The following is a 15,952-nucleotide window of genomic DNA, read 5'->3' on the forward strand; positions in this document are numbered from 1 at the left end:
ACACCTCTTACTTTCAGGAACCTGCAATGTTGACCACGTTCCCGCAATTGCTGCTCAAGCATGCCGCCGAGCGCCCCACGGCCCCGGCCCTGCGCGAAAAAGAATATGGCATCTGGCAAACCCACAGCTGGGCTGACCTGGTGCGGCTGGTGGAGCAGGTGGCCGCCGGCCTGCACCTGGCCGGGCTGCAGCGCCATGAACACATGGTGGTGATCGGCGCCAACCGCCCCCGCCTGTACGCCACCATGCTGGCCGCGCAGTCGCTGGGCGCGATTCCTGTTCCGCTGTACCAGGACGCCGTGGGGGCCGAATGCGTGTTCCCGCTCAACAATGCCGAAGTGCGCTTTTGCCTGGTGGAAGATCAGGAGCAGGTGGACAAGCTGCTGGAGATCCGCGAGCAGTGCCCCCAGATTTCGAACATCTACTTTGACGACCCGCGGGGCCTGCGCAACTACGAGGAACAGGGCCTGGCGTCGCTGGACTCGCTGATCGAAGCAGGCAAGGCGCACGTCGCCAAGAACCCCCAGTGGTTCCAGAGCGAGGTCGCCAAGGCCCAGCCCGACGATGTGGCGGCGATGTTCTTCACCTCGGGCACCACGGGCAACCCCAAGGGCGTGGTGCACACCCACAGCACCCTGCTGGACCGCGCCAGCGCAGGTGCCGAGTTCGACAAGCTCACAAGCAGCGAAGAAGTGCTGGCCTACCTGCCCCCGGCCTGGATCGGCCAGAACATCTTCAGCTACGCCCAGTGGCTGGCCTGCGGCTACGTGGTCAATTGCCCCGAGTCGGCCAGCACGGTGACCATCGACCTGAAGGAAGTCGGCCCCACCTACTACTTTGCGCCGCCGCGCATTTTTGAAGGCCTGCTGACCAGCGTGATGATCCGCATGGAAGACGCAGGCACCATCAAGCGCGCCATGTTCCACGCCTGCATGAGCGTGGCCAAGCGGGTGGGCCCCGCCCTCATGGACGGCGAACCCGTGAGCACCCTGGACCGCATCAAGTACGCGCTGGGCAACCTGCTGGTGTACGGCCCGCTGCGCAACAACCTGGGCTTTAGCCGCGTGCGCGTGGCGTACACGGCAGGCGAGGCCATTGGCCCGGATCTGTTCACGTTCTACCGCTCCATCGGCATCAACCTCAAGCAGCTGTATGGCTCCACCGAGACCGCCGTGTTCGTCTGCCTGCAGCCCGACAACCAGGCGCGCGCCGACACGGTGGGCGTGCCGATTCGCGGTGTGGAGATCAAGGTGGCCGACAACGGCGAGATCCTCGTCAAGTCCGCCGGCCTGCTCAAGGAGTACTACAAGAACCCCAAGGCCACAGCCGAGGTGCTCACCGCCGATGGCTGGTACCACACCAGCGATGCAGGATTCCTCGACGCGCACGGCCACCTCAAGATCATTGACCGCGTGAAGGACGTGGGCCGCATCAAGGGCGGCGCCAACGATGGCGCCATGTTTGCGCCCAAGTATGTGGAGAACAAGCTCAAGTTCTTCCCGCACATCAAGGAAGTGGTCGCGCTGGGCGACGGCCGCGAGAAGGTGTGTGTAATGGTCAACATCGATTTCGACGCCGTGGGCAACTGGGCCGAACGCCGCAACCTGCCCTACGCGGGCTACACCGACCTGGCGCAAAAGCCCGAGGTGTACGAGCTGATCCGCGAGTGCATCGAGAAAGTCAACGCCGACCTCGCCACCGACACCATGCTGGCGGGCAGCCAGGTCAGCCGCTTCCTGGTGCTGCACAAGGAGCTGGACGCGGACGACGGCGAACTCACGCGCACCAACAAGGTCCGCCGGGGATTCATTGCCGAAAAGTACGCGGTGCTGGTGGATGCGCTGTACGCAGGCCGCACCGAGCAGTACATCGAGACCCAGGTCAAGTTCGAGGACGGCCGCACAGGCAGCGTGAGCGCCACCCTGAAGCTGTCGGACACAAAGACCTTCGCGCCCGTCAAGGCTGCAGCATGAAACCCGCTCTCTACCCGCCCGAGCAGCAACACCCCACCATGACCAAAAAGAAGATCGGCGACGTCATCCTGGACGTCAAGAACATCAGCCTGCGGTTTGGCGGCGTGAAGGCGCTGACCGACATCTCGTTCAACGTGAAAGAGCACGAGATCCGCGCCATCATCGGCCCCAACGGCGCGGGCAAAAGCTCCATGCTCAACTGCATCAACGGCGTGTACACGCCGCAGGACGGCTCGATCACCTTCCGGGGCAAGACGTTCTCGCACATGAACTCGCGCCAGGTGGCCGAGATGGGCGTGGCGCGCACGTTCCAGAACCTGGCGCTGTTCAAGGGCATGAGCGTGATCGACAACATCATGACCGGCCGCAACCTCAAGATCAAAAGCAACCTGCTGATGCAGGCGCTGCGTATCGGCCCGGCCGAGCGCGAGGAGATCCGCCACCGCGAGTACGTCGAGCACATCATCGACTTCTTGGAAATCCAGGCGTTTCGCAAGACGCCCGTGGGCCAGCTGCCCTATGGCCTGCAAAAGCGCGTGGACCTGGGCCGCGCCCTGGCCATGGAGCCGCAGGTGCTGCTGCTGGACGAGCCCATGGCCGGCATGAACGTGGAAGAAAAACAGGACATGTGCCGCTTCATCCTCGATGTGAACGACGAGTTCGGCACGACCATCGTGCTGATCGAGCACGACATGGGCGTGGTGATGGACATCAGCGACCGCGTGGTGGTGCTCGACTACGGCAAGAAGATCGGCGACGGCAGCCCCGACGAAGTGCGCAACAACGAAGACGTGATCAGTGCCTATCTGGGCACAAGCCACTGATCGGGAGAACAACTCATGGCATTCTTTTTGGAAACCCTCATCGGCGGCCTCATGGCCGGCATGCTGTATTCGCTGGTGGCGCTGGGCTTTGTGCTGATCTACAAGGCTTCGGGCGTGTTCAACTTCGCGCAGGGCGCGATGGTGCTGTTTGCAGCGCTGGCCATGGCCCGCTTTGCCGAATGGATCCCCAAGTGGACCGGCATCGACAACCCCATCGTGGCCAACCTGGCCGCCTTCGTGATTGCGGGCGCCATCATGTTCGTGGTGGCCTGGCTGATTGAAAAGCTGGTGCTGCGCCACTTGGTCAACCAGGAAGGTGCCACGCTGCTGATGGCCACATTGGGCATCACGTACTTTCTTGAAGGCCTGGGCCAGACGCTGTTTGGTAGCGACATCTACAAAATCGACGTGGGCATGCCCAAGGAACCCATTTTTGCCTTTGATACGGTGTTCCAGGGCGGCATCCTGATCAACAAGGAAGACGTGATTGCTGCGGCCATTGCCGCCGCGCTGGTGGCCCTGCTGTCGGTGTTCTTTCAGAAAACCTCTACCGGCCGCGCACTGCGCGCCGTGGCCGACGACCACCAGGCGGCCCAATCCATCGGCATCCCTTTGAACCGCATCTGGGTGATCGTGTGGTGCGTGGCAGGTGTGGTGGCCCTGGTGGCCGGGATGATCTGGGGCAGCAAGCTCGGGGTGCAGTTCTCGCTCACCACGGTGGCCCTGCGTGCGCTGCCGGTGGTGATCCTGGGCGGCCTGACTTCGGTACCCGGCGCCATCATCGGCGGCCTGATCATCGGCGTGGGCGAAAAGCTCTCCGAGGTGTACCTGGGCCCGTTCGTGGGCGGGGGCATCGAGATCTGGTTTGCGTATGTGCTGGCGCTGGTGTTCCTCCTGTTCAGACCGCAAGGTTTGTTCGGAGAGAAGATCATCGACCGCGTGTAACCCATAACAACAAGAACAGGAGACTTCCATGCTCTACCGCGAAAACGGCCAGTTCAAGACGAGCTACCGCGCCGACCAGCAGATCTTCCCGATCGCGCAGGACCGCATTGCCATCGGCATCATCCTGGCCATTGCCTTCATCGCCGTGCCCATGCTGGCCAGCGACTACATCTTCCGTGCCATCCTGATCCCCTTCGTCATCATGGCGCTGGCGGCCCTGGGGGTGAACATTCTGGTGGGCTACTGCGGACAGATCTCGCTGGGCTCGGGCGCCTTCATGGCCGTGGGCGCCTACGGGGCCTACAACTTCTTCGTGCGTTTCCCCGGCATGCCGCTGATCCCGGCACTGATCCTCGGCGGGCTGTGCGCCACGTTCTTCGGCATCCTGTTCGGGCTGCCCAGCCTGCGCGTCAAGGGGCTGTACCTGGCCGTGGCGACGCTGGCCGCGCAGTTCTTCAGCGACTGGATGTTCCTGCGCATCAAGTGGTTCACCAACAACTCCGACTCTGGCTCGGTGTCGGTCACCAACCTGCAGGTGCTGGGCATGCCGATCGAAAGCGCCACCAGCAAGTACATCTTCTGCCTGGCCATCCTGGTGGTGGTGGCCCTGCTGGCCAAGAACCTGGTGCGCGGCGCCATCGGGCGTGAGTGGATGGCCATCCGTGACATGGACGTGGCTGCGGCCGTGATCGGCATCCGCCCCATGTACGCCAAGCTCAGCGCGTTTGCGGTCAGCTCGTTCATCGTGGGCATGGCCGGTGCGCTGTGGGCCTTTGTGCACCTGGGCGCGTGGGAGCCTGCGGCCTTCTCGGTGGAAATTTCGTTCCGCCTGCTGTTCATGGTGATCATCGGCGGGCTCGGCTCGATCATGGGTGGCTTCTTTGGTGCGGCCTTCATCGTGGTGCTGCCCATCGTGCTCAACCAGTTCCTGCCGGCCTTCATGGGGATCTTTGGCATCGAGGTGTCCACCGCCGGTGTCTCGCATGCCGAGCTGATGATCTTCGGCGCACTGATCGTGTGGTTCCTCATCGTGGAGCCCCATGGTCTGGCCAAGCTGTGGTCCACCGCCAAACAAAAACTCCGCCTCTGGCCTTTCCCCCACTGATCCCCTGCCAGTTTTCCCCGTGCTTCAACACATTCATCCAAAGGAGACATCCATGAAGCTTTCGAAACTCGTGATCGCCGCTGCGGTGGTTGCTGCCGGTGCCTCGTCCGTTGCGACGAGCGCCCTCGCACAAGCCAAGGAGCAGTTCTTCCCGCTGCTGTCCTACCGCACAGGACCCTACGCACCCAACGGTGTGCCATGGGCCAACGGAAAGCAGGACTACATCAAGATGATCAACGCCCGCGACGGCGGCATCAATGGTGTGAAGCTGACTTTTGAAGAATGTGAAACGGGCTACGCCACCGACCGTGGCGTCGAATGCTACGAGCGCCTCAAGAGCCGCCCCGGCGTGTCGCTGTTCGACCCCCAGGCCACCGGCATCACGTTTGCACTGACCGAAAAAGCCCCTGTGGACAAGATTCCGCTGATGACGCTGGGCTACGGCCTGTCGGTGGCGCAGGACGGCCAGGCGTTCAAGTGGAATTTTCCGTTCATGGGCAGCTACTGGACCGGCGCCGACATCCTGATCCAGCACATCGGCAAGGCCAATGGCGGCCTGGACAAGCTCAAGGGCAAGAAGATTGCGCTGGTGTACCACGACAGCCCGTTCGGCAAGGAGCCCATCCCGCTGCTGCAAGAACGCGCCAAGATGCACGGCTTTGAGCTGCAGATGCTGCCCGTGACCGCGCCCGGCGTGGAACAAAAAGCCACCTGGCTGCAAGTGCGCCAGAGCCGCCCTGACTACGTGCTGCTGTGGGGCTGGGGTGTGATGAACTCCACCGCCCTCAAGGAAGCCCAAGCCACCGGCTACCCCCGCGAAAAGATGTATGGCGTGTGGTGGGCGGGTGCCGAGCCCGATGTGCGTGACGTGGGCGAAGGCGCGAAGGGCTACAACGCGCTGGCACTGAACACCTCGGGCCAGCAGCCCAAGGTGATCCAGGACATCCTGAAGAACGTTCACGACAAGGGCCAGGGCACAGGGCCCAAGGACGAAGTGGGCTCGGTGCTGTACACGCGCGGCGTGATCATCCAGATGCTGGCCGTCGAATCGGTGCGCCGCGCACAGGAGCGTTTTGGCAAGGGCAAGGTCATGACCGGCGAACAAGTGCGCTGGGGCATGGAAAACCTGGCCCTGGACCAGAAGAAGCTCGATGCGCTGGGCTTCAAGGACGTGATGCGGCCCCTGTCCACCAGCTGCGCCGACCACATGGGCTCCACCTGGGCGCGCGTGCACACCTGGGACGGCAAGAAGTTCAACTTCTCGTCCGACTGGTACCAGGCCGATGAGCAGATCTTGAAGCCCATGGTCAAGGCCGGTGCGGACAAGTACCTGGCCGACAAGAAGATGACGCGACGCGACGCTGCGGACTGCCAGAGCTAAGCACATCCCCCTGAGCGGCTTTGCCGCTTCCCCCTTCTCTCTTAGCGCTTCGCGCTGCGGGAAGGGGGACGCCACCAGCGCGGCGGGGCGGCCCTTGCGCGGTGGCACTGGTATTTCAGGCTGCGACCGTATCAAGGGCCCGTGACGTAACGGCTGCTTTCTGGCAGCCGCCAATCCAAAGGGTTGTGCAACAGCTCTTTGGATTGGTACAGGAAGGCAACACCATGGACTCCAACAGCAATATCGTTCTCAACGTCAACGGCATCGAGGTCATCTACAACCATGTGATCCTGGTGCTCAAGGGCGTGTCACTGCAGGTGCCGCAGGGCTCCATCGTGGCCATCCTGGGGGGGAACGGGGCGGGCAAGACGACCACGCTCCGCGCCATCTCCAACCTGCTGCAGGGCGAGCGGGGCGAGGTGACCAAGGGCAGCATCGAGCTGCGCGGCGAGCGCATCGAAAACCTCTCGCCCGCGGACCTGGTGCAGCGTGGCGTGGTGCAGGTGATGGAGGGGCGCCACTGTTTTGCCCACCTGACCATTGAAGAGAACCTGATGACGGGCAGCTACACCCGCACCAGCAAGGCCGAGATCGCAGCCAACCTGGAGAAGGTCTACAACTATTTTCCGCGCCTCAAGACGCGCCGCACCTCGCAGGCCGCCTACACCTCGGGCGGCGAGCAGCAGATGTGCGCCATCGGCCGCGCGTTGATGGCCAACCCCAGCATGGTGTTGCTGGACGAGCCCTCGATGGGCCTGGCGCCGCAGATCGTGGAGGAGGTGTTCAACATCGTGAAGGACCTGAACACCAAAGAAAAGGTCACCTTCCTGCTGGCCGAGCAGAACACCAACATGGCGCTCAAGTATTCCGACTACGGCTACATCATGGAAAGCGGCCGCGTGGTGATGGACGGCGCAGCGAGCGACCTGGCCAACAACGAGGACGTCAAGGAGTTCTACCTGGGCGTGGGCGGCGGCGAGCGCAAGAGTTTCAAGGATGTCAAAAGCTACAAGCGGCGCAAGCGCTGGTTGGCTTGAGGAGCTCCCTGTGGCGCTGCGCGCCTTCCCCCTCAGGGGGACGCCACCAGCGCGGCGGGGCGGCCCTTGCGCGGTGGCGCTGGCTTTCGTCAGCGCCGGTATTCCAGGCTCCGCACCTTTTCAAACGCTGAACGGATAACTCCTATTTTCATAGCTGCTTGCGCTTTATGGATAAGCGCCAGAGGCCAATTTCACTTCAAACCACCTCACAAGGAACCCCAGGCATGAGCACGTTTTATGACGCCCTGGAAACGCGCAGCCCCGCAGAGCGCGAAGCGGCGCTGATGGCTGCGCTGCCGCAGCAGATCGCCCATGCCCAGAAGGCATCGCCCGCATTTGCCGGCATCCTGGCTGGCGTGGATGCAACCACCATCACCGGCCGCGCGGCCCTGGCAACGCTGCCCGTCACCCGCAAGTACGAGTTGCTGGAGCGCCAGCAGGCAGGCCGCGCCACCAACGTGTTTGGTGGCTTCAGCGCGCTGGGTTTTGGCGCGGCCATGCCGCGTGTGTTTGCCAGCCCCGGCACCATCTACGAACCCGAAGGCACGCGCCGCGACTACTGGCGCATGGCGCGCGCCATCCATTCCGCAGGCTTTCGGCCCGGTGAGCTGATCCACAACAGCTTCAGCTACCACTTCGTGCCCGCGGGCTCGATGATGGAAACCGGCGCACACGCTCTGGGCTGCACGGTGTTTGCAGGCGGCACGGGGCAGACCGAGCAGCAGGTGCAGGCCATGGCCGAACTGCAACCTGCGGGCTACATCGGCACGCCCAGCTTTCTCAAGATCATTGTCGAAAAAGCCGCCGAGATGGGTGTAACGCTGCCCACGGTGACCAAGGCGCTGGTGTCGGGCGAGGCCTTTCCGCCCTCACTGCGCGAGTGGTTTGCCGAGCGCGGCATCGCGGGCTACCAGTGCTACGCCACGGCCGACCTGGGGCTGATTGCTTATGAAACCTCGGCCCGCGAAGGCCTGGTGCTCGATGAAGGCGTGATCGTCGAGATCGTGCGCCCCGGCACCGGCGACCCGGTGCCCGAGGGCGAGGTGGGCGAGCTGGTGGTGACCACGCTCAACCCCGATTACCCGCTGATCCGCTTTGGCACGGGCGATCTGTCGGCCGTGCTGCCAGGCCAGTGCCCCACGGGCCGCACCAACACCCGCATCAAGGGCTGGATGGGCCGGGCCGACCAGACCACCAAGGTCCGCGGCATGTTCGTGCACCCCGGCCAGGTGGCCACGATTGCACAGCGTTTTCCGCAGGTGCTGCGCGCACGCCTGGTGGTCAGCGGCGAGATGGCCAACGACCAGATGGTGCTGCAGGTGGAAACCGTGGAGACCGCCGAGGGCCTGGCACACCAGCTCTCGGACGCTATCCGCGAAGTGACCAAGCTGCGGGGCGACGTGCAGATGGTGGCCCCTGGCACGCTGCCCAACGATGGCAAGGTGATCGAGGACGCGCGGAGCTATAAGTAGCCTCCGCCATGGCGCCCTGCGGCGCCTAGCCGCAGCTGCCAGGGGCTGCAGCTCCTCTATCCCCAACGGAAACGCCGCCCGTGGCTTGGCAAAGCGTTCCACGGTGGCGCTGGCATCGGGTCGTGCCTGTCTCGGTGATGAGCGGCATGGGCGTGCTGTCAATGCGCAAACGTGGGCCCTTCCCGCTCCGCCCAAAGGTTTGCGTCAGCGCAAAAAGTGCCCGCTTTGCGCGGTGTCATAGCGCAGTGTTTACCCTAGCATTGCTCACAATTCAGTAGCATTCAGCGCTTTATAGACAAGCGCTACAGACGTCTTTTTGTTAAAGACCATGCCCCCTGTGTGCTACGTAATATCCGCAATGTTCCCGCAAACCCCCCTCGCTATCATGGCCCGTCATTCACAGGAGAGACCCATGAAAACAACGCTGAAACTTGCATTGATCGCTGCGGCCGCAGCCACCGCTTTTGGCGCCAGCGCCCAAGACTATCCCGCCAAGGACAAGACCGTCACCATCGTGGTTCCCTTTGCTGCGGGCGGCCCTACCGACCGCGTGGCGCGCGACCTGGCCGAAGCACTGCGCAAGCCCCTGGGTGCTACTGTGGTGGTGGACAACACGGCCGGCGCCGGCAGCTCCATCGGTGCAGCCCGCGTAGCCCGCGCCGCGCCGGACGGCTACACGCTGCTGCTCAACCACATTGGCATGTCCACCATGCCCGCGCTGTACCGCAAGCTGTCGTTCAGCGTGCCCAACGACTTTGAATACCTGGGCATGGTCAACGATGTGCCCATGACGCTGATCGCTCGGCCCACCATGCCTGCGAACAACTTCAAGGAACTCACCGCCTGGATCCAGCAGAACAAGGGCAAGATCAACCTGGGCAATGCCGGCCTGGGCGCAGCGTCGCACCTGTGTGGCCTGATGTTCCAGAGCGCCATGCAGGTGGACATGACCCCCGTGCCGTACAAGGGCACGGCCCCCGCCATCACCGACCTGATTGGCGGCCAGATCGACCTGCTGTGCGACCAGACCACGAACACCACGCCACAGATCGAAGGCAAGAAGGTCAAGGCCTACGCCGTGACCACGCCCAAGCGCCTGACCACCCCGGCTCTGAAGGACCTGCCCACCCTGGCGGAGTCGGGCCTGAAGGACTTCAACGTCAGCATCTGGCACGGCCTGTACGCGCCCAAGGGCACGCCAGCTCCCGTCGTGACCAAGATCAACGAAGCCCTCAAGCTTGCACTGAAGGACCCCGAGTTCATTAAGAAGCAAGAAGGCCTGGGCGCGGTGGTCGTCACCGACAAGCGCATGGAGCCCGCCGAGCACAAGAAGTTTGTACAGGCCGAAATCGACAAGTGGGGCGCTGTGATCAAGGCTGCAGGCACCTACGCAGACTGATCAGTTTTTCCCTTCCAGCCATTGATGGAAAAGCCGCCTCGGCCTTGGCCGAGGCGGCTTTTTTGTGCCTGCCATCGAGCTCGGCGCCACCACCTTGGGGTAATCCATCTGCACGGATCGCGCCGCGCCGCGTAAAAAGCTTTGCATGCATACGAAACACCTGCGAAAGGACGCCCCCGCCATGACAACACGCCCCCATCCACGCCGCCGCACCGTTGCGGCACTGGCCTGCGCCGCCCTGGGTTGCGCTGCCCTGCTGCCCCTTGCGCACGGCCAACAACAAGCCAGCACCTGGCCCACCAAGCCCGTGCGCATCGTGGTGCCCTTTGCCCCCGGTGGCACCACCGACATCCTGGCGCGCGCCATGGCGCCCGAACTCTCGCGCGCGTTTGGCCAGCAGTTCATTGTGGACAACCGCGCCGGTGCTGGCGGCAATGTGGGCGCCGACATCGTCGCCAAGTCGCCGGGGGACGGCTACACGCTGCTGATGGGCACCGTGGGCACGCACGGCATCAACCGCGCGCTGTACGCCAAGCTGCCCTACGACCCCATCAAGGACTTTGTCCCCGTCACGCTGGTGGCTGCGGTGCCCAATGTGATGGTGATGAATGCCGACAAGGCCAAGGCCCAGGGCATCGCCAACGTGCAGGACTTCATCCGCGTCGCCAAGGCCAACCCCGGCAAGATGAACATGGCCTCCAGCGGCAACGGCACATCGATCCATCTGGCAGGCGAGCTGTTCAAGAGCATGACGGGCACCTTCATGCTGCACTTGCCCTATCGGGGTTCCGGCCCCGCGCTCATGGACATGGTGGCGGGCAACGCCGACGTGATGTTTGACAACCTGCCTTCGTCGATGGCGCAGATCAAAGCGGGCAAGCTCACGGCTCTGGCCGTGACCAGTTCAGAGCGCTCCAGCGCCCTGCCCGACGTTCCCACAGTGGAGCAGGCCGGAGGCCCGGCCCTCAAGGGCTACGAGGCCAGCTCCTGGTTCGGCCTGCTTGCCCCGGCGGGTACGCCCCAGGACATCGTGAACCGCATCCAGCAGGAAGTGGCCAAGTCATTGGCCACCCCGGCGATGAAAGAACGGCTGGTGGCGCAAGGCGCTATTCCGGGTGGCAACACACCCGCCGAGTTTGCCAAGCACATCGACAACGAACACAAGAAGTGGGCGCAGGTGGTGAAGGCGTCGGGGGCGAAGGTGGACTGACCTCTTGCCGTGGTGGCGGGCCTGCGGGTCAGCCCGTGATGGCTGCCTGCGCGGGCTGCAGGCGCTTTTCACCCGTGGCAAACGAGGCGCGCTGGATGCGCCCGTTCGAGACTTCATACACGCACAGCATCTCCAGCGTCCCCAGACCCTCGGGAAAATTGCGCGTGATCAATTCGCAGTCCACCACCACATTCGCCATCACCGTGCGCGACAGTAGCCGTGCATGCAGGTCGGGCTCGGCAAAGCGCGCCAGAAAGCGTGGACGCATTTCGGCATGCCCTTGCGCAAGCCGTTCTCCGTGGAGGACAAACTGCTGCGCGTCTTCGGCGTAGGTCGCCAACAGGGCGTCGATGTTCTTGGCGTTGTAGGCGTCCAGCTGAGCCTGGACGACGGCCAGAGGAGAAAGGTCGCGGGTCATTGGAGGGTTGCACGAGAAAGAAGAAACCTGCAGGGGGCTGCCGTGAAGATGCGCCGCGAACGAAGCTGCCCGCAGCCCAGGGGCCCAAAAGACGAGGCGCTACACGCCCCAGACCACGTCCACATCCGCCGCCGCACTGCGCTTGAGCATGTCGATCAGCGGTGCCACCCGCTGCCGCAGGCGCACGGCCTCAGCGCGGTCTTCCGTACTGGCCTCGTCCTCTCCACCTGCGTCTGCGGACGCCTGCTGGGCCTCCTCGGACGCCACGGCGGACTCCAGTGCAGCGATGGCGGCGGGGATCTGGGCGGCCGTCACGATGCCGCTGGCACCGGGCGTCTTGCCCATGATGGTCACCACCTGGCGGCCCTGCGGCTCCAGCATGATCAGATCGGCTGCGGCGCGGGATTTGAATTTGTAGAGCATGGTGAAGCGTTTTCCAGGAAGAAGCAGACTCAGCTGCGGTAGATGTAATCGCGAATGAACGGATAGCCTGATTGTGCGCCGGGCATGGCCCCGGTGGCCACATCTCCGTCAGGCTTGATGGCCAGCATCTGGTGCAGTGCCATCCAGCCGCGCTCAAACCCCAGGGCACTGCCCGCAAGATACAGGCGGTATGCACGCAAGACCTTATCACCCTGCTGCGCCCCACCCTGTGCGGCCAGCACCTCACGGGCCGCAGGCAATTGGGCTTCGAGCCCGTCGGACCACGCCCACAGCGTACGCGCATAGTGTGGGCGCAGGTTCTCGGTGTCCACCATCTCCAGGCCTGCGCGGGCCATGTCGTGCAGCACCGCGCTCACATGCAGCAGCTCGCCGCCCGGGAAGATGTACTGCTCAATAAAGTCACCCATGCCCGCGCCCAGTTGCGCGTTGTCTGCGCCACCCGCCGTGATGCCGTGGTTCAGCACCAGCCCTCCGGGCCGCAGCAGGCGCGCCACCGCCTCAAAGTAGCGCTGCATCTGCGCGCGGCCTACATGCTCAAACATGCCCACCGAGGCGATCTTGTCGAAGGGCTGCTCCACCTGCAGCTCGCGGTAATCCACGAGTTGCATGCGCACGCGCCCCTGCAGCCCACGCTCTTCAATGCGCCGCTGCAAATGGGCGTGCTGGTTGCGCGACAGCGTGATGCCTGTGGCATCCACACCGTAGTGCTCGGCCGCCCACAGCAGCAGGCCACCCCAGCCCGCGCCAATGTCCAGAAACCGGTCCCCCGGTTGCAGCTGCAGCTTGCGGCAAATGTGGTCGAGCTTGGCCTCCTGCGCCTGGGCCAGCGTCATGTCGGGTGACCGGTAGTAGGCACACGAATACACGCGGCGCGGATCGAGCCACAGCGCGTAGAAGTCATCCGACAGGTCGTAATGGAACTGCACATGGCGCGCGTCATGCGCCAGCGTGTGTACCGCCATCGACCGCGCGCGTGCCAGCACCCGCTGCCACCAGCCGTGGTGCTGGTCGCGGGCCGGGTCGCGGGTCAACAGGCCCGCAGCGGCGGCCATCAGGTCGCGCATGCCGCCTTCCAGCGCCACGCGCCCCTCGACGATGGCAGCCCCCACATTGCCGATCTCGCCCGTGGCCAGCGCCACCAGTGCCATGCGGTCACGAAAGCGCAAGGTGACCGCAGGCTCGGGCGCGCCCAGTTGCTGGCCCGCAGGCAACTGGACGGCCATCGGCACCGGCAAGGCCGCCAGCCGCCCCTCCAGGGTATGCAGCAAGTGCTTCATGCGGCGCATCTTGAGAAATTTGCTGCACTGCGTCAACACCCCGCGATGGCATCAGGGGTTTCGCCGGGAAGGCCCCATTGACAGTATTTTGTTTAAGCCTAAACTATTTTGACATGAACATCCTCTGCATTGGCGGTGGGCCCGCCGGTCTCTACTTCGCCCTGCTCATGAAGCAGCAAAACCCCGCGCACCGCGTCACGGTGGTCGAACGCAACCGGCCGTTCGACACCTTCGGATGGGGGGTGGTGCTGTCGGACCAGACGCTGGCCAACCTGCAGGCGGCCGACGCGCCAACGGCAGCCCTGATCGGCGACGCGTTCAACCACTGGGACGATATCGAAGTGTTCTTCAAGGGGCGCAGCGTGCGCTCCACAGGCCACGGCTTCTGCGGCATTGGCCGCAAGCGGCTGCTCAACATCCTGCAGGACCGGTGCCTGGCGGTGGGCGTGGAGCTGGTGTTCGAGACCGACGTGGCCGACGACCAGGCGCTGGCCACCGAGTACAACGCCGACCTGGTGATCGCCAGCGACGGCCTCAACAGCCGCATCCGCACCCGCTACGCCACCACCTACCAGCCCGATATCGACCTGCGCGAGTGCCGTTTTGTCTGGCTGGGTACACACAAAGAGCTTGATGCTTTTACGTTTGCTTTCGAGCAAACGGAGCATGGCTGGTTCCAGGCGCATGCCTACCAGTTCGATGCCGATACCTCCACCTTCATCATCGAGACACCCGAAGCGGTGTGGAAGGCGCACGGCCTCGACCAGATGGAGCAGCCCGAGGCCATTGCATTCTGCGAAAAGCTGTTTGCCAAATACCTGGACGGCAACGCGCTCATCAGCAACGCCACACACCTGCGCGGCTCGGCCAACTGGATCCGCTTTCCGCGCGTGATCTGCAACACCTGGGTGCACCGCGAGACCATCGGCGGGAAGCAGGTGCCCATCGTGCTGATGGGTGACGCGGCGCACACCGCACATTTCTCGATTGGCAGCGGCACCAAGCTCGCGCTCGAAGACGCCATTGACCTCGCCAACGAATTCGCCACGGGTTTGCCGATTGACGAGGTGCTGCAGCACTATGAAGCGCGCCGCAGCGTGGAGGTGCTGAAGATCCAGAACGCCGCGCGCAACAGCACCGAGTGGTTTGAGAACGTGGCGCGCTACGCCGGCATGCCCGTAGAGCAGTTCACGTACTCGCTGCTCACGCGCAGCCAGCGCATCAGCCACGAGAACCTGCGGCTGCGCGATGCCGCGTGGCTGGAGGGCTATGAGGCCTGGCTCGCGGGTGGCAAGGCCGCGATTCCGCCCATGCTCACGCCCTTCACGCTCAAAGGCCTCACGCTCAAGAACCGCATCGTTGTCTCGCCCATGGCCACCTACAGCGCGGTCGAGGGCGTGCCGCAGGACTTCCACCTGGTGCACCTGGGCGCTAGGGCCCTGGGCGGCGCCGCGCTGGTGATGGTGGAGATGACCAGCCCCACGCCCGAGGGCCGCATCACCCCCGCCTGCCCCGGCCTGTGGAACGACGCACAGCAAGCCGCCTTTGCGCGCATCGTGAACTTTGTGCACGGCAGCAGCACGGCCAGGATCGGCCTGCAGCTGGGCCACAGCGGCCCCAAGGGCTCGACCCGCGTCGGCTGGGAAGGCACGGATGAGCCGCTGGACGCGGGCAACTGGCCCCTGCTGGCCGCGAGCCCCCTCGCCTACGGCGCGCAGAACCAGACGCCTGCCGCCATGACCCGCGCCGACATGGACCGCGTGACCGCCGCGTTTGTGGACAGCGCCCGCCGGGCCGTGGCCTGCGGCTTTGACTGGCTGGAACTGCACTGCGCGCACGGCTACCTGCTGGCCAGCTTTATCAGTCCCGCCACCAACCACCGCACGGACGAATACGGCGGCAGCCTGGACAACCGCTGCCGCTACCCGCTGGAAGTGTTCACTGCTTTGCGCGCCGTGTGGCCCGCCGACAAGCCGATGAGCGTGCGCATCTCCGCGCACGACTGGCTCCCCGATGGCAACACCGCCGACGACGCCATTGCCATCGCGCGCTTGTTCAAGGCCGCAGGCGCGGACCTGATCGACGTGTCCTCCGGCCAGACCACGCGCGACTCGCGCCCCGTGTACGGCCGCATGTACCAGACACCGTTTGCCGACCGCATCCGCAACGAGGTGGGCATTGCCACCATGGCGGTGGGCGCTATCACCGAAGCCGACCATGCCAACAGCATCGTCGCGGCCGGCCGCGCCGACCTGTGTGCCATTGCGCGCCCCCACCTGGCCGACCCGGCCTGGACATTGCATGCCGCCGCGCAGTTGAGCCCCCAGGCCGCAACGCACACCGACTGGCCTGTGCAATACCACAGCGGCCGCGACCAGATGCTGCGCGAGATTGCCAAGCAAAAGCAGATGGCCGCGCTGACCGCACCGGCGCAGGAATCCAGCAAACCCGCAGCCATCGAGTAAGC

Annotated in this window: 13 protein-coding genes; 10 read left to right on the forward strand and 3 right to left on the reverse strand. The window is 64.3% G+C overall.

What is annotated here, in order from left to right:
• Positions 1-26: 26 nt before the first annotated feature.
• From ACSQ22_RS11735 to ACSQ22_RS11775, 9 genes are all read left to right on the forward strand, one after another.
• Positions 27-1,973, forward strand: a complete 1,947-nt coding sequence (locus ACSQ22_RS11735) for an AMP-dependent synthetase/ligase (RefSeq protein WP_121422121.1) — start codon at positions 27-29, stop codon at positions 1,971-1,973.
• 38 nt (positions 1,974-2,011) lie between these two features.
• Complete coding sequence (locus ACSQ22_RS11740; protein WP_055400027.1) at positions 2,012-2,797, forward strand: ABC transporter ATP-binding protein; 786 nt, start codon at positions 2,012-2,014, stop codon at positions 2,795-2,797.
• 15 nt (positions 2,798-2,812) lie between these two features.
• Entirely contained in the window at positions 2,813-3,742 is a 930-nt protein-coding gene (locus ACSQ22_RS11745) for a branched-chain amino acid ABC transporter permease (RefSeq protein WP_055400015.1), read from the forward strand.
• A gap of 28 nt (positions 3,743-3,770) precedes the next feature.
• Positions 3,771-4,847 (forward strand): branched-chain amino acid ABC transporter permease, encoded by a 1,077-nt coding sequence (locus tag ACSQ22_RS11750; protein WP_055400013.1) that lies wholly within the window; start codon positions 3,771-3,773, stop codon positions 4,845-4,847.
• A gap of 52 nt (positions 4,848-4,899) precedes the next feature.
• The gene (locus ACSQ22_RS11755; protein WP_291467507.1) at positions 4,900-6,228 is read left to right on the forward strand and encodes an ABC transporter substrate-binding protein; all 1,329 of its coding nucleotides are present in this window, start codon (positions 4,900-4,902) and stop codon (positions 6,226-6,228) included.
• A gap of 224 nt (positions 6,229-6,452) precedes the next feature.
• A complete protein-coding gene (locus tag ACSQ22_RS11760; protein WP_055400025.1) occupies positions 6,453-7,265 on the forward strand; it encodes an ABC transporter ATP-binding protein in 813 nt (270 codons plus the stop codon).
• A 224-nt stretch (positions 7,266-7,489) separates the two neighbouring features.
• Positions 7,490-8,737, forward strand: a complete 1,248-nt coding sequence (locus ACSQ22_RS11765; protein ID WP_436130381.1) for a phenylacetate--CoA ligase family protein — start codon at positions 7,490-7,492, stop codon at positions 8,735-8,737.
• Between the two features lie 412 nt (positions 8,738-9,149).
• Positions 9,150-10,136, forward strand: coding sequence for a tripartite tricarboxylate transporter substrate-binding protein (locus tag ACSQ22_RS11770; protein WP_055400007.1), 987 nt, complete (start codon positions 9,150-9,152; stop codon positions 10,134-10,136).
• 181 nt (positions 10,137-10,317) lie between these two features.
• On the forward strand, positions 10,318-11,346 hold the full coding sequence (locus ACSQ22_RS11775; protein ID WP_436130382.1) for a Bug family tripartite tricarboxylate transporter substrate binding protein: 1,029 nt from the start codon (positions 10,318-10,320) through the stop codon (positions 11,344-11,346).
• A 28-nt stretch (positions 11,347-11,374) separates the two neighbouring features.
• Here the strand turns inward: ACSQ22_RS11775 and ACSQ22_RS11780 are convergent, their stop codons facing one another.
• From ACSQ22_RS11780 to ACSQ22_RS11790, 3 genes are all read right to left on the reverse strand, one after another.
• Positions 11,375-11,764, reverse strand: coding sequence for a nuclear transport factor 2 family protein (locus tag ACSQ22_RS11780; RefSeq protein WP_436130383.1), 390 nt, complete (start codon positions 11,762-11,764; stop codon positions 11,375-11,377).
• A 99-nt stretch (positions 11,765-11,863) separates the two neighbouring features.
• Entirely contained in the window at positions 11,864-12,187 is a 324-nt protein-coding gene (locus ACSQ22_RS11785) for a DUF1840 domain-containing protein (protein WP_436130384.1), read from the reverse strand.
• 29 nt (positions 12,188-12,216) lie between these two features.
• Positions 12,217-13,485, reverse strand: coding sequence for a class I SAM-dependent methyltransferase (locus ACSQ22_RS11790; protein ID WP_436130385.1), 1,269 nt, complete (start codon positions 13,483-13,485; stop codon positions 12,217-12,219).
• 113 nt (positions 13,486-13,598) lie between these two features.
• On the opposite strand from ACSQ22_RS11790, the gene ACSQ22_RS11795 reads away from it, so the two are divergent.
• Entirely contained in the window at positions 13,599-15,950 is a 2,352-nt protein-coding gene (locus tag ACSQ22_RS11795) for a bifunctional salicylyl-CoA 5-hydroxylase/oxidoreductase (protein WP_436130386.1), read from the forward strand.
• Positions 15,951-15,952: the final 2 nt, after the last annotated feature.

The sequence above is a fragment of the Acidovorax sp. LjRoot38 genome, from assembly GCF_964252975.1.
Lineage (GTDB): Bacteria > Pseudomonadota > Gammaproteobacteria > Burkholderiales > Burkholderiaceae_C > Acidovorax > Acidovorax facilis.

Bases quoted from the DNA above. Each gene is read 5' to 3' on its own strand.
- ACSQ22_RS11750 (WP_055400013.1), top strand. From the start codon at position 3,771: ATGCTCTACCGCGAAAACGGCCAGTTCAAGACGAGCTACCGCGCCGAC.
- ACSQ22_RS11765 (WP_436130381.1), top strand. From the start codon at position 7,490: ATGAGCACGTTTTATGACGCCCTGGAAACGCGCAGCCCCGCAGAGCGC.
- ACSQ22_RS11795 (WP_436130386.1), top strand. From the start codon at position 13,599: ATGAACATCCTCTGCATTGGCGGTGGGCCCGCCGGTCTCTACTTCGCC.
- ACSQ22_RS11755 (WP_291467507.1), top strand. From the start codon at position 4,900: ATGAAGCTTTCGAAACTCGTGATCGCCGCTGCGGTGGTTGCTGCCGGT.
- ACSQ22_RS11785 (WP_436130384.1), bottom strand. From the start codon at position 12,187: ATGCTCTACAAATTCAAATCCCGCGCCGCAGCCGATCTGATCATGCTG.
- ACSQ22_RS11775 (WP_436130382.1), top strand. From the start codon at position 10,318: ATGACAACACGCCCCCATCCACGCCGCCGCACCGTTGCGGCACTGGCC.
- ACSQ22_RS11745 (WP_055400015.1), top strand. From the start codon at position 2,813: ATGGCATTCTTTTTGGAAACCCTCATCGGCGGCCTCATGGCCGGCATG.
- ACSQ22_RS11760 (WP_055400025.1), top strand. From the start codon at position 6,453: ATGGACTCCAACAGCAATATCGTTCTCAACGTCAACGGCATCGAGGTC.
- ACSQ22_RS11735 (WP_121422121.1), top strand. From the start codon at position 27: ATGTTGACCACGTTCCCGCAATTGCTGCTCAAGCATGCCGCCGAGCGC.
- ACSQ22_RS11790 (WP_436130385.1), bottom strand. From the start codon at position 13,485: ATGAAGCACTTGCTGCATACCCTGGAGGGGCGGCTGGCGGCCTTGCCG.
- ACSQ22_RS11770 (WP_055400007.1), top strand. From the start codon at position 9,150: ATGAAAACAACGCTGAAACTTGCATTGATCGCTGCGGCCGCAGCCACC.
- ACSQ22_RS11780 (WP_436130383.1), bottom strand. From the start codon at position 11,764: ATGACCCGCGACCTTTCTCCTCTGGCCGTCGTCCAGGCTCAGCTGGAC.
- ACSQ22_RS11740 (WP_055400027.1), top strand. From the start codon at position 2,012: ATGACCAAAAAGAAGATCGGCGACGTCATCCTGGACGTCAAGAACATC.